The 15,798-nt window shown below is 68.4% G+C and carries 11 protein-coding genes; 6 read left to right on the top strand and 5 right to left on the bottom strand.

All coding sequences use genetic code 11. The annotated features are described in order from the left end of the window. From AUL32_RS17145 to AUL32_RS24620, 4 genes are all read right to left on the bottom strand, one after another. On the bottom strand, window positions 1–1,861 hold a 1,861-nt coding region (locus AUL32_RS17145; protein ID WP_062117537.1), incomplete at its 3' end, for a glycosyltransferase family 4 protein. After that, complete coding sequence (locus AUL32_RS17150; RefSeq protein ID WP_156421515.1) at window positions 1,861–5,253, bottom strand: glycosyltransferase; 3,393 nt, start codon at window positions 5,251–5,253, stop codon at window positions 1,861–1,863. The genes AUL32_RS17145 and AUL32_RS17150, both read right to left, overlap by 1 nt. After that, on the bottom strand, window positions 5,250–6,599 hold the full coding sequence (locus AUL32_RS17155) for a glycosyltransferase (protein WP_244497940.1): 1,350 nt from the start codon (window positions 6,597–6,599) through the stop codon (window positions 5,250–5,252). The genes AUL32_RS17150 and AUL32_RS17155 overlap by 4 nt, the downstream gene beginning before the upstream one ends. A 24-nt stretch (window positions 6,600–6,623) precedes the next feature. Continuing rightward, window positions 6,624–7,844, bottom strand: coding sequence for a glycosyltransferase (locus tag AUL32_RS24620; RefSeq protein WP_082659771.1), 1,221 nt, complete (start codon window positions 7,842–7,844; stop codon window positions 6,624–6,626). Between the two features lie 294 nt (window positions 7,845–8,138). On the opposite strand from AUL32_RS24620, the gene AUL32_RS17165 reads away from it, so the two are divergent. Further along, window positions 8,139–8,894, top strand: coding sequence for a GntR family transcriptional regulator (locus tag AUL32_RS17165; protein WP_062117543.1), 756 nt, complete (start codon window positions 8,139–8,141; stop codon window positions 8,892–8,894). A gap of 663 nt (window positions 8,895–9,557) precedes the next feature. Here AUL32_RS17165 and AUL32_RS17170 read toward each other — a convergent pair. Continuing rightward, entirely contained in the window at window positions 9,558–9,971 is a 414-nt protein-coding gene (locus AUL32_RS17170) for a nuclear transport factor 2 family protein (protein ID WP_062117546.1), read from the bottom strand. 164 nt (window positions 9,972–10,135) lie between these two features. Between AUL32_RS17170 and AUL32_RS17175 the strand changes: the two genes are divergently transcribed. From AUL32_RS17175 to hydA, 5 genes are all read left to right on the top strand, one after another. Next, window positions 10,136–10,921, top strand: a complete 786-nt coding sequence (locus AUL32_RS17175) for an ABC transporter substrate-binding protein (RefSeq protein WP_062117549.1) — start codon at window positions 10,136–10,138, stop codon at window positions 10,919–10,921. 318 nt (window positions 10,922–11,239) lie between these two features. Beyond that, entirely contained in the window at window positions 11,240–11,914 is a 675-nt protein-coding gene (locus AUL32_RS17180) for an amino acid ABC transporter permease (protein ID WP_062117553.1), read from the top strand. A 1-nt stretch (window position 11,915) separates the two neighbouring features. Further along, window positions 11,916–12,665 (top strand): amino acid ABC transporter ATP-binding protein, encoded by a 750-nt coding sequence (locus AUL32_RS17185; protein WP_062117557.1) that lies wholly within the window; start codon window positions 11,916–11,918, stop codon window positions 12,663–12,665. A 107-nt stretch (window positions 12,666–12,772) separates the two neighbouring features. After that, a complete protein-coding gene (locus AUL32_RS17190) occupies window positions 12,773–13,990 on the top strand; it encodes a cysteine desulfurase-like protein (protein ID WP_062117560.1) in 1,218 nt (405 codons plus the stop codon). Continuing rightward, window positions 13,987–15,387, top strand: coding sequence for a dihydropyrimidinase (hydA, locus tag AUL32_RS17195; RefSeq protein WP_062117564.1), 1,401 nt, complete (start codon window positions 13,987–13,989; stop codon window positions 15,385–15,387). The genes AUL32_RS17190 and hydA overlap by 4 nt, the downstream gene beginning before the upstream one ends. Window positions 15,388–15,798: the final 411 nt, after the last annotated feature.

A 15,798-nucleotide genomic window follows, 5' to 3' on the forward strand; every position in this document is an offset into this window, starting at 1 on the left:
GCGGCCAGGCGCGGCCCGCCAGCATGTCCCAGGCCTGGAACTGCGCCTGCCGGTGCCCCTCCGCATGGGGGGCCTCGTGCGGGCGGTGCGGGTCGGTCACGACATTGATGACGGGATCGGCATGGACGAAGCGGGCGCTGGGGTCGACCCGCCAGATCGCCTCCATGGCCGCGATCGAGGCGCGGGAGAGCTGCACCTTCAACTCGTGCGCCCGGCCGCGCGCGAAGGGGTTGAGATAGCCCGCATCCCCGCCGCCCCAGGCGAAGAAGGAGATCTCGTTGACCGGCGCGTAGAAGGGCGCGCCGCGCGTTCGCGCGCCGATCACCCGCGCGGCTTCTGCCGCGAAACGGGCGAAGCGATCGACGAATTCGGGGCGCCAGATGTCGAGATCGTCCGGCCAGCCGTAATGGAGAATGTCCCAGACGACCTGCGTGCCCGTCCGCTCAGCGGCGGAAAGCTGGGCTTCCAGGCTCCGCCAGTCGTAGCGCCCGGGCTCGGGCTCGATGAGATGCCAGCGCAGCCCGTCGCGCACGGTGCGGATACCGTGAAGGCCCAGCGCGGCGTAGTCCTCGGCCGCGAACCGGTCGTGATAGCTCGCCGCGATCATGTCGAGCCGGCGCCGGTCATGCGCCCGGCGGTGGCTGGAGGATTCGAACCCGCCATGGAAGAAGGAGCGGAAGAGGCTCGGGCGATGTACCGGCGCGCTGGCCTCGCGATGCACCTCCTCGAAGAGCCGTTCCCAGCGCGGCGCCAGCGCCTCAGCGGAATAGTCGCGCTCGACCTTGGCGCGCAGCGCGGCACCCAATCGCCGAGCCCGCGCCGGGTCCGCCATCAGGCCGAGGAGGGCATGCGCGACCTCGGCCGAGCTCTCGTGCGGAACGAAGAGCCCGCTCACCCCGTCCTCGATCTGCTCCAGCGTGCCGTTGTCGGCGGTGGCGACGACGGGAAGGCTGGCCGCCCCGGCCTCCGCCACGACATGCGGCATGCCCTCGCCGCGCGAGAGCCAGACGAAGAGATCGAGCGCGGCTAGAAGCTCGGGAATGTCGGCACGGTCGCCCAGAAAACGCAGCTTGCCGTCGAGGCCCAGCGCCTTGGCGCGCTCGTGCAGCTCCACGGCATAGTGCGGCAGGAAGGCGTCGGGCCCGCCGACCACGAGAAAGCGCGCGTCGGGCCGGATTTTGAGCACCAAGGCCGCTGCGTCGAGGAAATCCTCCACGCGCTTCTTCGGGTCGAGCCGCCCGACCCAGCCGACGAGCGGCGTGCCCTCCGCGATGCCGAGCGCGCGGCGCATCGCCTCGCGCCCGCCCGGCCGAAAGGCGGAAAGGTCCACCATGGAGGGGATCTCGATCGCGTCCGTCTCGCGGCCCGGCATGCGCGAGGCAGCGGCGTCGCGGATGGTCCGGCAGACGCCGACATAACGGCTGGTCTTGTGCTTCGGCCCGGCCAGGGCTTCCGACACCAACCCGCCATGCTCGATCAAGGGCGGATGGGCGTGCATCCCTTCGAGGGCGGGATAGATGTCGGCGACGTTCTGGCAGGAAACGACGAGATCGTAGCCGGCGATCTTGCCCCTCAGATACGCGATCGTGTCCTCGAAGGAGAGGGCATAGGGCGTGCGATCGACGGACACGCCGAGCTCTTCCAGCTGCCGATGCGTCTGCTCCGGCATGCCCTCCTTGCGGAAGCAGGCGACCACGTCGATCCGGTATCGCGCGGGGTCGAGATGGCGCGCGAGAAGCCGCACCTCCGTCTCCTCGCCGCCCACCACCAGCCAGGCGAAGACGAAGAGAATGCGCATCGGCTCGGTTTGCGCGTCTCCCCGTTCCGAGCGATCCCCGCTCTCGCGATCCCAGCCGTCCATCAGTCGGCCACCTTGAAGACGATCTGCAGGAAGTCGGGCCGGTTGGCGACGAGATCGCGCAGGAACGCGGGCGCCTCCTCGAAGGGCACGACATGGGTGATCATGTGCCGGGCGATGTCGGCGCCGCGCTCGGTGAGCAGCCCGATCGTCTCCTCGGCAAGGCGGCGCTTGTTCCAGCTAAAGCCCAGGCCGCGCGGCACGCGGTTGATCTGCGCGCAGCGGATGTTCAGACCGTTGTGGTGGAACTCCTCGCCGAGCCGCACGGCTTCCGCGCCGCCCTGGTAGAAGGCGAGGTCGATCACCGTACCCTGCGGGCGCAAGGCGCGAAGCGCGGCGTGCAGCGATCGGGCGTCGGCTCTCGTCTGAAACACGAAGTCGGCGCCGCGATCCCCGCCTCCATGGTGCCAGCGCGCTTTCGCGTGGTTCCAGGCGCCGTCCTCGTCCATGGCGGTGAAGCCCAGCGCCTCGATCCGCTCGCGCCGGAAGGGCGAGGGGTCGGCGACCACGATCTCGGCCGCGCCGGCGCGCCGCGCGAAAAGCGCGACAAGCAAGCCGACCACGCCGCCGCCGATCACCAGGACGGGCCGACCGGCGACGCCCTGTCCGAGCCGCGTGACATCGGCGCCGCCGAGCTCGGCATCGGCATGGAGCAGCCCGTTGGCCGCGATCGGCCCCATCTGCGCGACATAGATGCCAAGCATCGGATCGACCGAAGCCGGCATCTTCACCAGGAGATCGTGGAACGGATCGGCCGTGTGGCCGGACTTATGGGCATAGGTCGAGGCGACCACTTCACCCGGCGCAAAGCCCCCGGCGCGGGATTCGGAAACGCGGGCGACTTCCATGTAGCCGAGGAAGGGCAGGGGGAAATGCTGGCCCGCCTCGCCCGGCACGAAGACGCCGCGCCCGCCATCCCATCGCGAATGAAGGTAAGGGTTCGTGTTCTTGAGGAAGGTCAGCTCCGTGCCCGCCGAGAAGCCGGTGTAGAGCGTGTCGAGCCGCACCTGGCCCTCGCCCGGAGGGCCTTCCTCGTACTGGAAATGATAGGGCTCGCCCGGACGCTCGACGCCGAGCGAGCGGATATGCCGGTGGCCGGGCGGCAGGGCGTGCGGTTCGCCATGGTGCTCGGGGCGCGGCTGGAACTGCAGCGGGGCCAGCGGCGCGCGCGGCGGGGCGTCGAGCGGCAGCTCGATCACCTCGCCGCTGCGCCCGGATTCCACCACGGCGAGCGCCAGACGATGCGTCGCGACAGCGTCGCGATAGGGGCAGCGGATGCGGTTCTCGCGGCCGGCCACCGCATCCACGAAGTCGCGATCCTCGCGCCAGACCGGGTCGCCATCGGCGCCGCGCACCGGGCGGCCCCGGCCGACATCAACCATGATGTCATGGTCGGTCAGCTCGATCGCCAGCCGGTCGGCGAAGATGTGGAGGCCGACGCGGTGGTTCCAGCCGAGAAGGCAGGTCGAGGCGAGATTGGCGACCAGCCCGCTTTCGAAGGTGAGGCTGGCGGTGGAAACGGTCGCGACATCCAGGCCGGGAAAGGCCTCGCGGTCCATGTGCCCGGCGCGGCCATAAACCTTTTTCACTTCGCCGAAGAGGAAGCGGGCGAGGTCGAGAAGATGGGTCGCCTGCTCCACGATCTGACCGCCCGACCTATCCTCGCGCCACCACCATTGCGGCGGCGGGGTGGAGTCCAGCCAATAGCCCGACAGAAGCTGGGCCGCATTGTCGGCCAGGAGACCGCGCGCCTCCTCCACCGTGTCGAGATAGCGCCAGTGATAGCCGACGGCGGTGACGAGCCCCTTGGCCTCCACCTCTGCGGCGATCGCCTCCGCTGTGTCGAGATCCAGCGCCACCGGCTTTTCCACGAAGAAGGGAATGCCGCGCTCGATCGCCGCGCGCTCCGGCGCGCCGTGAGCGAAGGGCGGGATGCAGATATAGACCGCGTCCGGGCGGCAGGCGTCCATCATCTCGGCGGCGTCCGCGAAGGCACGCGCGCCCCGCGCGAGCGCGGCCTCCTCGGCTTTGGCGCGGTCGGTGTCGGCAAAGCCCACGATCTCGACATCGTCGAACCCGTCAAGAATGCCGAGATGGCGGCGGGCGATGCCGCCCGCGCCCACAAAACCGATCCGAGTTCGCGTCATCTGCACATCCTGCATGGGGAAAGGGGAGGCGGCGAGGCGCCGCCGATAAAGCGCGCCGGTTTCGCGCGCCATGCGGCTGGCGCGAAACGCGGCTTCGAATCTCACACGTCCGGACGCGCCCGCCCGGCGCAGCGCCGCCGGGTCGCCAAGGGCCGCACCGATGGCCTCGCTCAGCGCCGAGGCTTCGCCGGGCTCGGCCAGCCAGCCCGTCTCGCCCTCCGCCACGGCCTCGTCCGTGCCGCCGATGCGGGTCGCGACCACGGGGCGCCCGGCGGCCATGGCCTCCAGGACGGCGAGCGGCAGGCCCTCGAAAAGCGAGGGAAGAACCAGGAGATCGGCGGCGGCCAGAAGGTCGGCGACATCGTCGCGATGGCCAAGAAAGCGCACGCAGCCGGACGAGGAGACGAGGGCGTCCCTCGGTCGGACGGCCAGATCGAGATCGTCGCCCGCCTCCGGCGCGTCGTCCCAGGCGCCCACCGCGACGAGGCGGCGCGCTTCCAGAACGGGCTCGGGAAGGCCCAGCAATCCCGCCGCTTCCGCCTGCGCTTCCAGCGCCGCGCGCAGCGGGCCGTCGCCCGCCAGGAGGCAGACGAGGCCCGGCACCGCCGCCCGAAGCGCCGGCAGCGCCTCCAGAAGAACGCGGTGGCCCTTCTGCTCGGTCAGCCGGGCGGGCACGAGCAGCACTGGAGCCTCAAGAGGAAGGCCGAGCGCTTCGCGCGCCTCCTCGCGGCTGCGCGAGGGGGCGGGCTCGGGAATGCCGTTGCGCACCACCTCCACGCTGGCGGGATCGACGCCCGCCTGAACGTAGGTTCGCGCGGCGGCGTCGGAGACGCAGAGCACGGCGTCGACCTCCCCGACGCTACGGAGATAATCGCGGATCTGCTCGGGGTCGGTCAGCACGAAGGGCAGGTGCTCGGTGCGCAGCACCGCGCGCGCGCCGCTGGCCCGGCCGGCAGCGGCCAGCCCATGGCCTTCCCAGCCGATCCCGGCCTGGATGTGAAGAATGTCGGGCCGCCAGGGGGAGAGGGCGGTCGTCAGGGTTTCCGGCTCGCCCGCGTCGAAGCCGATCGCGGCAAGGCCCGCCCGGAGCGCGCGCTCCAACAGGCCGCTTCTCGGATCGGCGGCGATGATCACCTCCGCCTCGTCCGCGAGTTCCCGCGCCAAGGCCAGCATATGCTCGCCGACGCCCGACGGGATCAGGCTGTCGGTGGCAAGGCAGACGCGCAGCAACGGCCGGCTGGGGCTCAAGTCGAGGACCCGGCGGTCAGCATGGCGGCGGCGGCCACGGCGCCGGGGCAGCGGCCCGGTCCGACTTCACCCTCGGCCTCGGCGCTCTGCGCCACGCGGGCGAGATAGGGGGCGAGCGCAGCGCTCGCGCCGTCGGCCTCGTCATTGGCCGCCCTTGTGGAGGCGAGGCGCGCGGCGAGCACGGCTTCAGTCAGAAGCCGCGCCATGTCGGCCTGCGTCCGGTCCCAGCTGATGCTGGCGAGCAGCGCGTCGGCCTGCCCGAGCCAAGGCCCGGCCCGCCCGAGCGAAAGCGCCCGCTCGCAGGCGGCGGCGAAAGCCGGCGCGTCGCCCGCGATGGCGACGCCTTCCAGCGCGCCGTAATGGCGGATCACGTCGTTGATCGCCGTCGAGACGACGGGCCGCCCGCCGGCGAGATATTCCGGCGTCTTGGTCGGGCTGATGAAGCGCGTCGCCTCATTGATGGCGAAGGGCATCAGCGCCACGTCCCAGCCCGCGAGATAATGCGGCAGCTCGCCGTAGGATTTGGGGCCGAGCCAATGGAGATTGGGCCCGCGCGGCAACTCGGCCGGGTCGATCTTGGCGATCGGGCCGAGCATGACGAAGCTCCAGTCCGGCCGCAGGCTTGCCAGCTCGCGCAGCAGTTCGAGGTCGAGCCGCTCGTCGATCACGCCGTAGAAGCCGAAGATCGGCCCATTCAAGCCCGCCTGATCCCCCGGCGCGGCGCCGTTGGCGCGGCGCGCGCGGCCGAAATGCTCGGCATCGACGGCGGAGGGGAAGGGGTGGATGTTGTCGTGCAGTGTGCGCTTGGCGTCGAACAGGCTCCAGCCGCCGGTGAAGACGAGATCGGCGCGGCGCATCAGCGCCGCTTCCATCTCAGTCAAGCGCGGGTCCGCGAAGCGGAAGCCGCTGAGTTCGTCCATGCAGTCGTAGACCACGGCCGCCGCCTCGATCTCGCCCGCAAAGGCGAACATCATCGGCGTGTAAAACCAGAGAACCGGCTCTCCGGCGCAGGAAATCTCCACCAGCATGGCGAGAAGACCGCGCAGACCCGCCTCGCGCTCGGCCTCGTTCCACCAATGCGGCAGGCGCGGGCGCAGCGCGACGATGCCGTCGGCGGGGAAGGGGTGGTATTCGAGATAGGGCAGGGGGTGGTCGCAGCCGATCGGTTCCTCGAAGAAGAACACGCGGTGATCCCTGGCGAAACGCCGCATTAGGTGCTGCGGTCGCTGGGTCACGAAATCCCAGCGCAGATGCGAGAAGCAGATGATCGTCGGGCCGCTCGGCCGAACGCCTTCGCCGGATCGGTGGTGGGTCGGCGCGGAGGCGTCCTGTATCAGTCGCGGCAAGTCGAGATCCTCGTCCACTCGAGTTCAATCCGGGGCCGGTGCGAACCGGGACAACGGGACGTCGGACGCCGCCATCCGGCAGGCGCCGGACGCTTTGCGCTGCACCAACGCGCCGAAGCGCTCCACGGTTCGCGGCCAGATCCAGTTTTCGAGAACCGCCTCGCGCGGCCGAAAGCGGCCGAGATCGTCCAGCATGGCGACGAGGGCCTCGCCGAAACGCTCGGCCGGCGCCGCGCGCCCCGTTTCGGGACGGATGAAGTGCAGGCCGCAGGCGAGCTTCTCGTTGGCGAGAACCGGCAGGCCGGCGAGCATGTATTCGGTGAGGATCGCCGGCGCGCCGTCGTCCACGCCGCAGACGACGCCGATCCGCGCCTGGTTCATCAGGGCATTGACCTCGGCGAAGGGCACGCCGGGCGGCCCGACGAAATCGACCTGGAGGCCGCGCTCGTGCGCCTCGCGCCGCAGCGCCTCGCCCATTTCACCATAGCCGAAGACGCAGAGCGCGCGGAGCGGGCGCGGGGCCGAGGCGAGCGCGTCGAACAGGATGTCGTGCCGCTTGTAGCCTTGCGCCGCCGCGACATAGACGACGTCGTAGGGCTTGTCCGTGCCGAGCGGGCGGAAGGTCTCGGGATCGGCGAATTCCGGGCCGATGGGCATGACGGCCGTCGCCATGCCGGGATGGCGCGCCTCGACCTCGGCGGACTGCCACTCGGCGCCGGTCAGAACCAGATCGAAATGCCGGCTGACATCCGGCGGCACGCGAAGCGACGGCGCGTCGATGGAATTGTAGACCTTGAAGCTCGTCTCGCAGGCGTCCAGCACGCGCTCGTTGACGCCAAGGCCCAGCACGACCAGAATCGCCGGCGCGCCGAAGCGCTCGATATGGCGCAGCATATGTGTCGAGGAAAAGGGCGCCCCTTCCCGGTCGAGCCGAAAGACGCGGCGGGTCAGCCAGGGGCTTTCGTGACGCGTCGGCGGCAGATCGTGCGAGCGCGCGAAATGCCAGATCTCGGCCTGGGCGGCGAGGCCGGCGGCGACGCAGGAGAGCGGCAGGCGTTCGAGATAACCGCCGATCACGGGCGGCGGGGGCTCGGTTTCCGGCGCGGGCTGGGGCGGTTCGAGCCCGTCGAGGGCCAGGCGGTCCAGCTCCTGTGCGCCGAGATCATGGGGCGGCCAGCCCTCGACCAAGTCGCCGATCACCACGATCGAGCGCCCGTTGGCCCCCGCAACCGCATCGATCCTCATGCTGGACTCAATCCTCGATGGCGGGCGCGTGATCCGCGCGTGATAGGGGGAAGGGTAGGGCGCAAAGGGGTCGCCCGACAGAGACCGAAAGTGTCGCAGCCTAACGACCCCGCCCGGAGCGCGGCGGCGCGGCGTCTCCCGCACATGACAAGCCGCTCGTCTCGAATGCGTTGTGGCACTAAAGTGCATACAATACGAGTTGGATTTCGTGGATCGGAGAGCGTGTCTTCTGCCTTCTTTGCCCGCCTAAGACGTGCTACCCCCAGCGAAACGGGCGCGGAAGGACGGCAGGGCGTGACGAAGGACTCGACACCCGACGGTCAGGCGGATGCGACGGACCGTGCGTCGGTGATCTGCCGCGCCATCCGGCGGGCCATTCTGGAGCGGGCGCTGGCGCCGGGCGACAAGCTGCCGGAGGACCAGTTGGGCGAGCGCTTCGGCGTCAGCCGGACGCTGGCCCGCCACGCGCTCGGCCAGCTCGCCTCGGAAGGGCTGGTGGAGCTCAGGCGCAACCGGATCGCCGTTGTGGCGACGCCCTCCTTCGAGGAGGCGCGCGACGAGTTCGACATCCGTATCGAGCTGGAGCGCCTCGTGGTGCGGCGCCTCGCCGGCCACCTGTCGCCGCGCCAGCTGGCCGAGCTGGCCGAGCATGTGGCGGCGGAGGAGGCGGCGCGCGGCGGGCCGGAAACCACCTCGCTGCGCCTTGCCACCGAGTTCCACGTACGGCTGGCCGAGATGACCGGGCGTCCGACCTTGTCGCGCTATGTCCGCGAGACCGCCTATCGCTCCTGCCTGTCGCTCGCGACCTTCGGCCGCCCGCATTCCTCGGAATGCGCGATCTCGGAGCATCGCGAGGTGCTGACGGCGCTGGAGGCGGGCGACGAGATCAGCGCCGCCGAACTCATGGCCCATCATCTCGACCAGGTTGCGCAGCGCGCGCTGTTGAAGGCACCGGAGGCGCGGGGCGATCTCATGGAAATCCTCGCCCCCTACGCCGAAACCGACGCGCCCGCCCCGCGCCGCCGCCGCAAGCAGGCGGCCGAGGGCTGAGAGACTGTTTGACAACCCGGTCGGGTCAGTCCGTCGGCGCTTTTCCGCTGAAGCCCCAGGGCGCGACATGCCGCGCATGCGCGGCGGAGTTGCGTGAGCACATCAGAGCCGCGCTCGCGCGGCAGATGTTTCGCCCGTCTGCACGGACCGTTTCCAATCCTCGCTTATGCCGCCGGCATCGGATGCGTTTGGTGCCTTGCGAACGTCGAGGCATCACTCGACGGCCCGCCGCCGCCGGGTTGTGAAACAGTCGCTAAAAGCACCCGGCAAAGATCTCGGGGAGTCGGGTGCCTCAGTCTTTCTGCCGGGGGCGTCGTCGCGAATGCTTGGCCCTGCGGCCGGCATCGAGTGCGCTTCGCTCCTCGGCCCCGGACAAAAATCTCTCGCCCATCCGCCGCTGAGAGATTTTGTAGGCGCTCCCAAAGCCGGACGCCGTTTGTCCGCTCGTTGAGGCGCGGCCCGGCGTGCCCGGCGTTTCCTCTCAAGATCGAGACGCCGAGCCGCCCCCGGACGCGGAAAGGGGAGGGGGTCGGCGGCGGCCCTTCACAGCGAGACGAAGACCGTTCCCGCGCCTGCCGCGCCTGAGACGACGCCCGAGCGCCGTGCGCTTTGAGGGCGACCGTGCTCTCCCAGCGCCCTGTCCACCGGCCGCCGCCCCTCCCGTCAGCGCCGCAGAGCGGGGTCCAGTATCCATTCCGCCGAGTCGTTCCAGACATCCATCTTGGTGATACGCCCGTTCACGACCTCGAAGCGATCGACATAGCGATTGTTGTCGAAGGGCGTGCCGTCCGGCCATTCGCCATAGAGATAGCCGCAGGAATAAACGGTGGTGACGCCGTCGCCCGGCGCCACGTCGAAGCGCTCCATGCGCTTCTTCACCCATTTGTAGCGCGCCGCGTTGACCGAGGTCGGGCCGCTGGGATGGCTGAACGCGCGGCCCCCGGTAAAGGTGATGGTGCAGCCCGGCGCCATGAAGCCGGCGGCCCGGTCGGGGTCGGGCACCATGGAAGCTTCGAGATAGGCGCGGACGATCGCGACATCCGCTTCGTTTTGTTCTGTATGCAATTTATCAGTCATCCTGTTTTTTCCTCTTCACAAAGCTCCGTACACTCCATACCATTGATCGGTGGAGTGCATTGCACAAGCCTGACCAATTTTTGTTCACGTGCCGATCGAACCCGTCGTGCCGCCAACAGGCCCGATGGTTCGCCGCTTCGTCCCTCTCGTTTTCTGGAGCCGACATGACCCGCATCAAACTGGCCGCGCTGGCCGCCGCCCTCCTGACGATCGCCAGCCCCGCCGCGGCCAAGTCGCTGACGGTCGGCGCCAATATCGGCAACGTGCCTTGGGAGTTTCAGGACGAAAAGTCGGAAACCGTGGGTTTCGAGGTCGAGCTGGTCAAGGAAATGGCCAAGCGCATGGGTTATGACGAGACGAGCTTCGAGAACATTCCCTTCAACGGCTTGTTCTCCGCCGTCCAGTCCGGCCGCATCGACGCTGCGATCTCGTCCATCACCATCACCAAGAAGCGGCTGGAATCGGTCTCCTTCGCCCAGCCCTACTACGACAGCGACCAGTCGCTCTCGGTTCTCAAATCCTCCGGCATCGAGGGCCTGAAGGGATTGAACGGCAAGGTCGTCGGCGTCGACACCGGCTCGACCGGCGACATCTACGCCACCGCCCACGAGAAGGAACTGGGCCTCTCCGAGATCCGCCGCTTCGAGGGCCTGTCGCCCGCCATGCTGGATCTCGCCGCCGGTCGCATCGACGGCTACATTTCCGATATTCCGGCCGTCGCCTATTACATCAAGGACAAGCCGCAATATGCTGTGGTGGAGCGCATCCCGACCGGCGAACAGTATTCGGTCATGTTCGCCAAGGATTCGCCCCTCGTCGCCGAGGCCACCAAGGCGATCACGGCCATGAAGACGGACGGGTTCCTGTCCGGGCTGCACGAGAAGTGGTTCGGCACCAAGCCGGACGCCGCGACCTCGACGGTCAAGGTCGCCGAGCCGCCCAAGCTCTAAGAGGCTGTTTGGAAATTCGGCGGCGGAGGGCCGGCGAGGGATTTTTGGGTGTCGCGAGGCGCCAAACTTGAGTGATGCTAGGGCGCATCGGCGAGGCTTGGCAACGGTCCATGCGGACGGGCGAGACCTCTGCTGCGCTTGCGCAGCATGTCTCGCCCTGTGGTGACAGCGAAAAAGACCCGTCGGACCGACCCGACTGAGTTTCCAAACAGGCTCTAAGATCGGACGGCGGCGCTCTAGCGACCGCCTCCTGCCTTCGCGAGGCGGCGAAGCTGACCCTTCGCCGCCTGCCCTTTGTCTCCTCGCCCAAGGCCCGGCATGGACATCGTCACCACCTTCTTCAACATGGATGTGCTCTGGCGCTCCATGCCGCAGCTCCTGCAGGGGCTCTGGCGCACGATCCTGCTCGGCGGCCTGTCCATCGTGCTCGGGCTTCTCGGCGGGCTGGGCCTGGCCCTGATGCGGCTCTACGCGCCGCGCCCGCTGCGCTGGCTGAGCATTGCCTATATCGACGTGTTCCGCGCGCTGCCCGTCCTCGTCTGGCTCGTCATCGTCTATTACGCCTTTCCCTTCATCGGCATTCGCCTCTCGCCCTTCGCCTCGGCCTGCCTGGCGCTGACCACCGTCTCCTCCGCCTACACCGCCGAGATCTACCGCGCCGGCATCGAGGCCATTCCGCGCGGCCAGTTCGAGGCCGCGCAGTCGATCGGCCTCAACGCCGTGGATGTGATGCGCGACGTGGTGCTGCCGCAGGCCGTGCGCATCGTCATTCCGCCGCTCACCAACAATTCGATCAACGTCATGAAGGACACCGCGCTCGCCTCCGTCGTGGCGCTGCCGGACCTTCTGAAACAGGCGACGCAGGCGCAGGCGCTCGCCGCCAATCCGACGCCGCTGATCGGCGCGGCCATGCTCTATCTCATCCTGCTTCTGCCGCTGGTGCGCCTCGTCGCCCGGTTCGAGAAGCCCTATTCGGCGCGGGAGGCCCGCTGATATGGCCACTTCATCCAACGAGCCGATCATCCGCATGCGCGGCGTCGCCAAGCGCTACGGCACGTTCCAGGCGCTGAAGGGTGTCGATCTGGAAGTGGCGGCCGGCGAGGTCGTGGTGCTTCTCGGGCCGTCCGGTTCGGGCAAGTCCACGCTCATCCGCTGCATCAACCATCTGGAGGAGTACGACGCGGGCGACGTCTTCGTCGGCGGCGTCCGGGTGGAGCGCGGGCGCAACCTCCTCAAGGTTCGCCAGCAGACCGGCATGGTGTTCCAGGCCTTCAACCTGTTTCCCAATCTCTCCGTGCTCGACAATGTCGCGCTCGGCCCCGTGCGGGTGAAGAAGCTGTCCTGGGAGACCAGCCGCGCCAAGGCGCGCACGCTGCTCGACCGGGTCGGCATCGCAGCGCAGGCGGAGAAGTTTCCGACGCAGCTTTCGGGCGGCCAGCAGCAGCGCGTCGGCATCGCCCGCGCGCTCGCCATGGAGCCGCGCATTCTCCTGTTCGACGAGCCGACCTCGGCGCTCGACCCCGAAATGGTGGGCGAGGTGCTCGACGTCATCAAGGGCCTCGCCCATTCCGGCGTGACGCTGGTTCTCGTGACCCACGAAATGGGCTTCGCCCGGCAGGTGGCCGACCGCATCGTCTTCATGGAGGAGGGCGAGATCCGGGAGGTCTCGACGCCCGACGTGTTCTTCACCTCGACCCGCAACGAGCGGGCGCGGGCCTTTCTCGACGCCGTCCTCAACCACTGACGTTCGAAACCACTGACGTTCCAAGCCACTGACGTTTCAGACCTGAACCACTCGGCGAAAGCCGACCCGGCGGCGCGGGATGGACGCGCCCGACAAGGCAAGATTTCATGACCCTCGATCTCGACTTCGTCCGCGCCCAGTTTCCCGCCCTCCAGGGCGAATGGGCCTATATGGACAATGCCGGCGGCAGCCAGGTTCTGCGCCGCGTCGCCGACCGCGTCTTCGACTATCTCCTCACCACCAATGTCCAGACCGGCGCGAGCTACGAGCCGAGCCGCGTTTCGACCGAGCGCGTGTCCCAGTCGCGCACCGCCTTCGCGCGGTTCATGAACTGCGATCCGGGCGAGATCGTCATGGGCGCCTCGACCACGGCCCTGATCCGCTATCTCTCCGAATCCATGGTGGGCCGGCTGCAGCCGGGCGACGAGATCATCCTCACCAACACCGACCACGAAGCCAATATCGGCCCCTGGCTGAAGCACGAGGCGCGCGGCGTGGTGATCCGCTGGTGGCGCTGCGACCCCGAGACGTTCGAGCTCGATCTGGGTGACCTGAAAGGCCTGATGACCGAGCGCACCAAGCTCGTCTGCGTCACGCACGCCTCCAACATCCTTGGCACGATCAACCCGATCCGCCAGATCGCCGACATCGTTCACGGGGGCGGCGCCGAGCTTTGCGTCGACGCCGTCGCCTACGCGCCGCACCGGGCGATCGATGTGAAGGCGCTGGATGCCGACTATTACATCTTCAGCGTCTACAAGGTCTTCGGGCCGCATCATGCCGTGATGTTCGGCAAGCGCGAGAAGCTGCTCGAACTCGACAATATCTACCACTATTTCTTCGACAAGGGCCGAGTGCCGCACAAGCTGGAGCCCGGCAACATCAACTACGAATGCGCCTTCGGCTCGATCGGCGCGGTGGACTATGTCGAGGAACTCGGCGCCCGCGACGGGGCCGCCCCCGGCCGCGCGAGCGTCGAGGTGGGCTTTGCCGCGATCGCCGAGCAGGAGCGGGCGCTGACCGCGCAGCTCATGGACTTTCTCGCCAGCCGCAATTCGGTGCGCGTCATCGGGCGCACCTCCAGCGCGATCGCGGATCGCGTCTCCACCGTCTCCTTTACCGTGGGCGAGGAAAGCTCGAAGCGGATCGTGGAGGCCGTGGACAAGGCGCAGGTCGGCATCCGCTATGGCGACTTCTACGCCAAGCGCATCGTGGAGGAGCATGGGCTCACGCGCACCGACGGCGTGGTGCGCGTGTCCATGGTTCATTACAACACGGCCGCCGAGCTGAACCGGCTGATCGCCGCGCTGGAGCCCGCGCTGTGACGGCGCCGTTCGACCTCGTCATCCGCGGCGGCACGGTCGCCACCGCGTCGGATGTCTTCGCCGCCGATGTCGGGGTGCGCGACGGGCGCATCGTGCAGATCGGCGAGGCGCTGGGGGAGGGCACGGAGACGATCGACGCCACCGGCCGCTTCGTCCTGCCCGGCGGCATCGACAGCCATGTCCACCTGTCCCAGCCGTCGGGCGAGGGCATCACCATGGCCGACGATTTCGAAAGCGGCACGCGCTCCGCGCTGTTCGGCGGCAACACGACCATCCTGCCCTTCTGCCTGCAGGAGAAAGGCCAGTCGATCCGCGAGGCGCTGAAGCGCTATCACGCGCTGGCCGAGGGCCAGTGCTACACCGACCATTCCTTCCACATGATCGTTTCCGACCCCACGGCCGCCGTGCTCGGCCAGCAATTGCCCGCCCTGGTGGCGGACGGTTACACGTCCTTCAAGGTGTTCATGACCTACGAGGGCCTGCGGCTGAACGACCGGGAGATCCTGGAGACGATGGATGTCGCCCGGCGCACCGGCGCGCTGGTCATGGTTCATTGCGAGAACGAGGACGCGATCCGCTATCTCATCGGCCGGCACGAGGCAGAGGGCGACGTCGCCCCCCGCGCCCATGCCACGACCCGCCCCGTCGCCGTGGAGCGCGAGGCGACGCACCGCGCTCTGTCGCTGGCCGAGGTGGTGGACGTGCCGGTGGTCATCGTCCACGTTTCCAACGGGCCGGCGATCGAGGAGATCGCCCGCGCGCGGGCGCGGGGCCGCAAGGTGATCGGCGAGACCTGCCCGCAATATCTCATGCTCACCGCCGAGGATCTGGAGGGCATGGACTGGGAGGGCGCCAAATTCGTCTGCTCGCCGCCGCCGCGCGACAAGGCTTCGCAGGACGCCTGCTGGACCGGGCTGGAAAGCGGCACGTTCGACCTCTTCTCCTCCGACCATTGCCCCTTTCGCTACGACGACCCGGAAGGCAAGCTGAATCCCAAGGGCAGGACGAGCTTCCGCCATATTCCGAACGGCATTCCCGGCGTCGAGACACGGCTGCCCATCCTCTTCTCGGAAGGGGTGATGAAGGGGCGGATCGATCTTCCCCGCTTCGTCGCGCTGACGAGCACCAACCATGCCAAGGTCTACGGCCTGGAGCTTAAGGGCCGGATCGCGGTCGGCATGGACGCCGACATCGCGATCTGGGACCCGGCCGCCCGCCGCACGATCCGCCATGCGGACCTGCACGACGGGGCGGACTACAGCCCCTATGAGGGCGTGCCGATCCAGGGTTGGCCGACGGATGTGATCCTCGGTGGCAAGGTCATGATCCGCGACGGTGCGCTGGAAGGCCGGAAGGGCGACGGGCGCTACCGCCCCCGCGCGTTGCCGCGTCTTTGACGCGCACTGTCTGACGAAGAGGAGGGGGCGCTGCGGCGCCCTTTTTTGCGTGACCGGGATCTCAAGCCGAGGAACCTTGTCATAACCTCAAGTTACTTCGACGAGAGGCAGTCCCGATTCTTGGATCTCGAGAGTAGGACGCAAGTCGCGCATAGACGAGCAGCCATCCGACCGGAAATCCGTTCAGGTGCCCGGTCACGAATCGACTCTGCCGTTAAGTCAATTTTCGCGAGTCTGTCGCATCTTCTACGATAAGGACGACAAAGCGTCGCAGCTGCTGCTTTGTCGGACAAGCAAGGGTCGGAGATCGAGAGCCGCGTTCGCGGCCATCGGCTCGGACGACGGCTTGGTCAGGTTCGGTGCTTGAGGTTCGGCGCGTTTCGAAGCGTGGCGGAACCCCCCGCGTCCGGG

This window comes from Aureimonas sp. AU40 (assembly GCF_001463785.1).
In the GTDB taxonomy this organism is placed as follows: Bacteria; Pseudomonadota; Alphaproteobacteria; order Rhizobiales; family Rhizobiaceae; genus Aureimonas.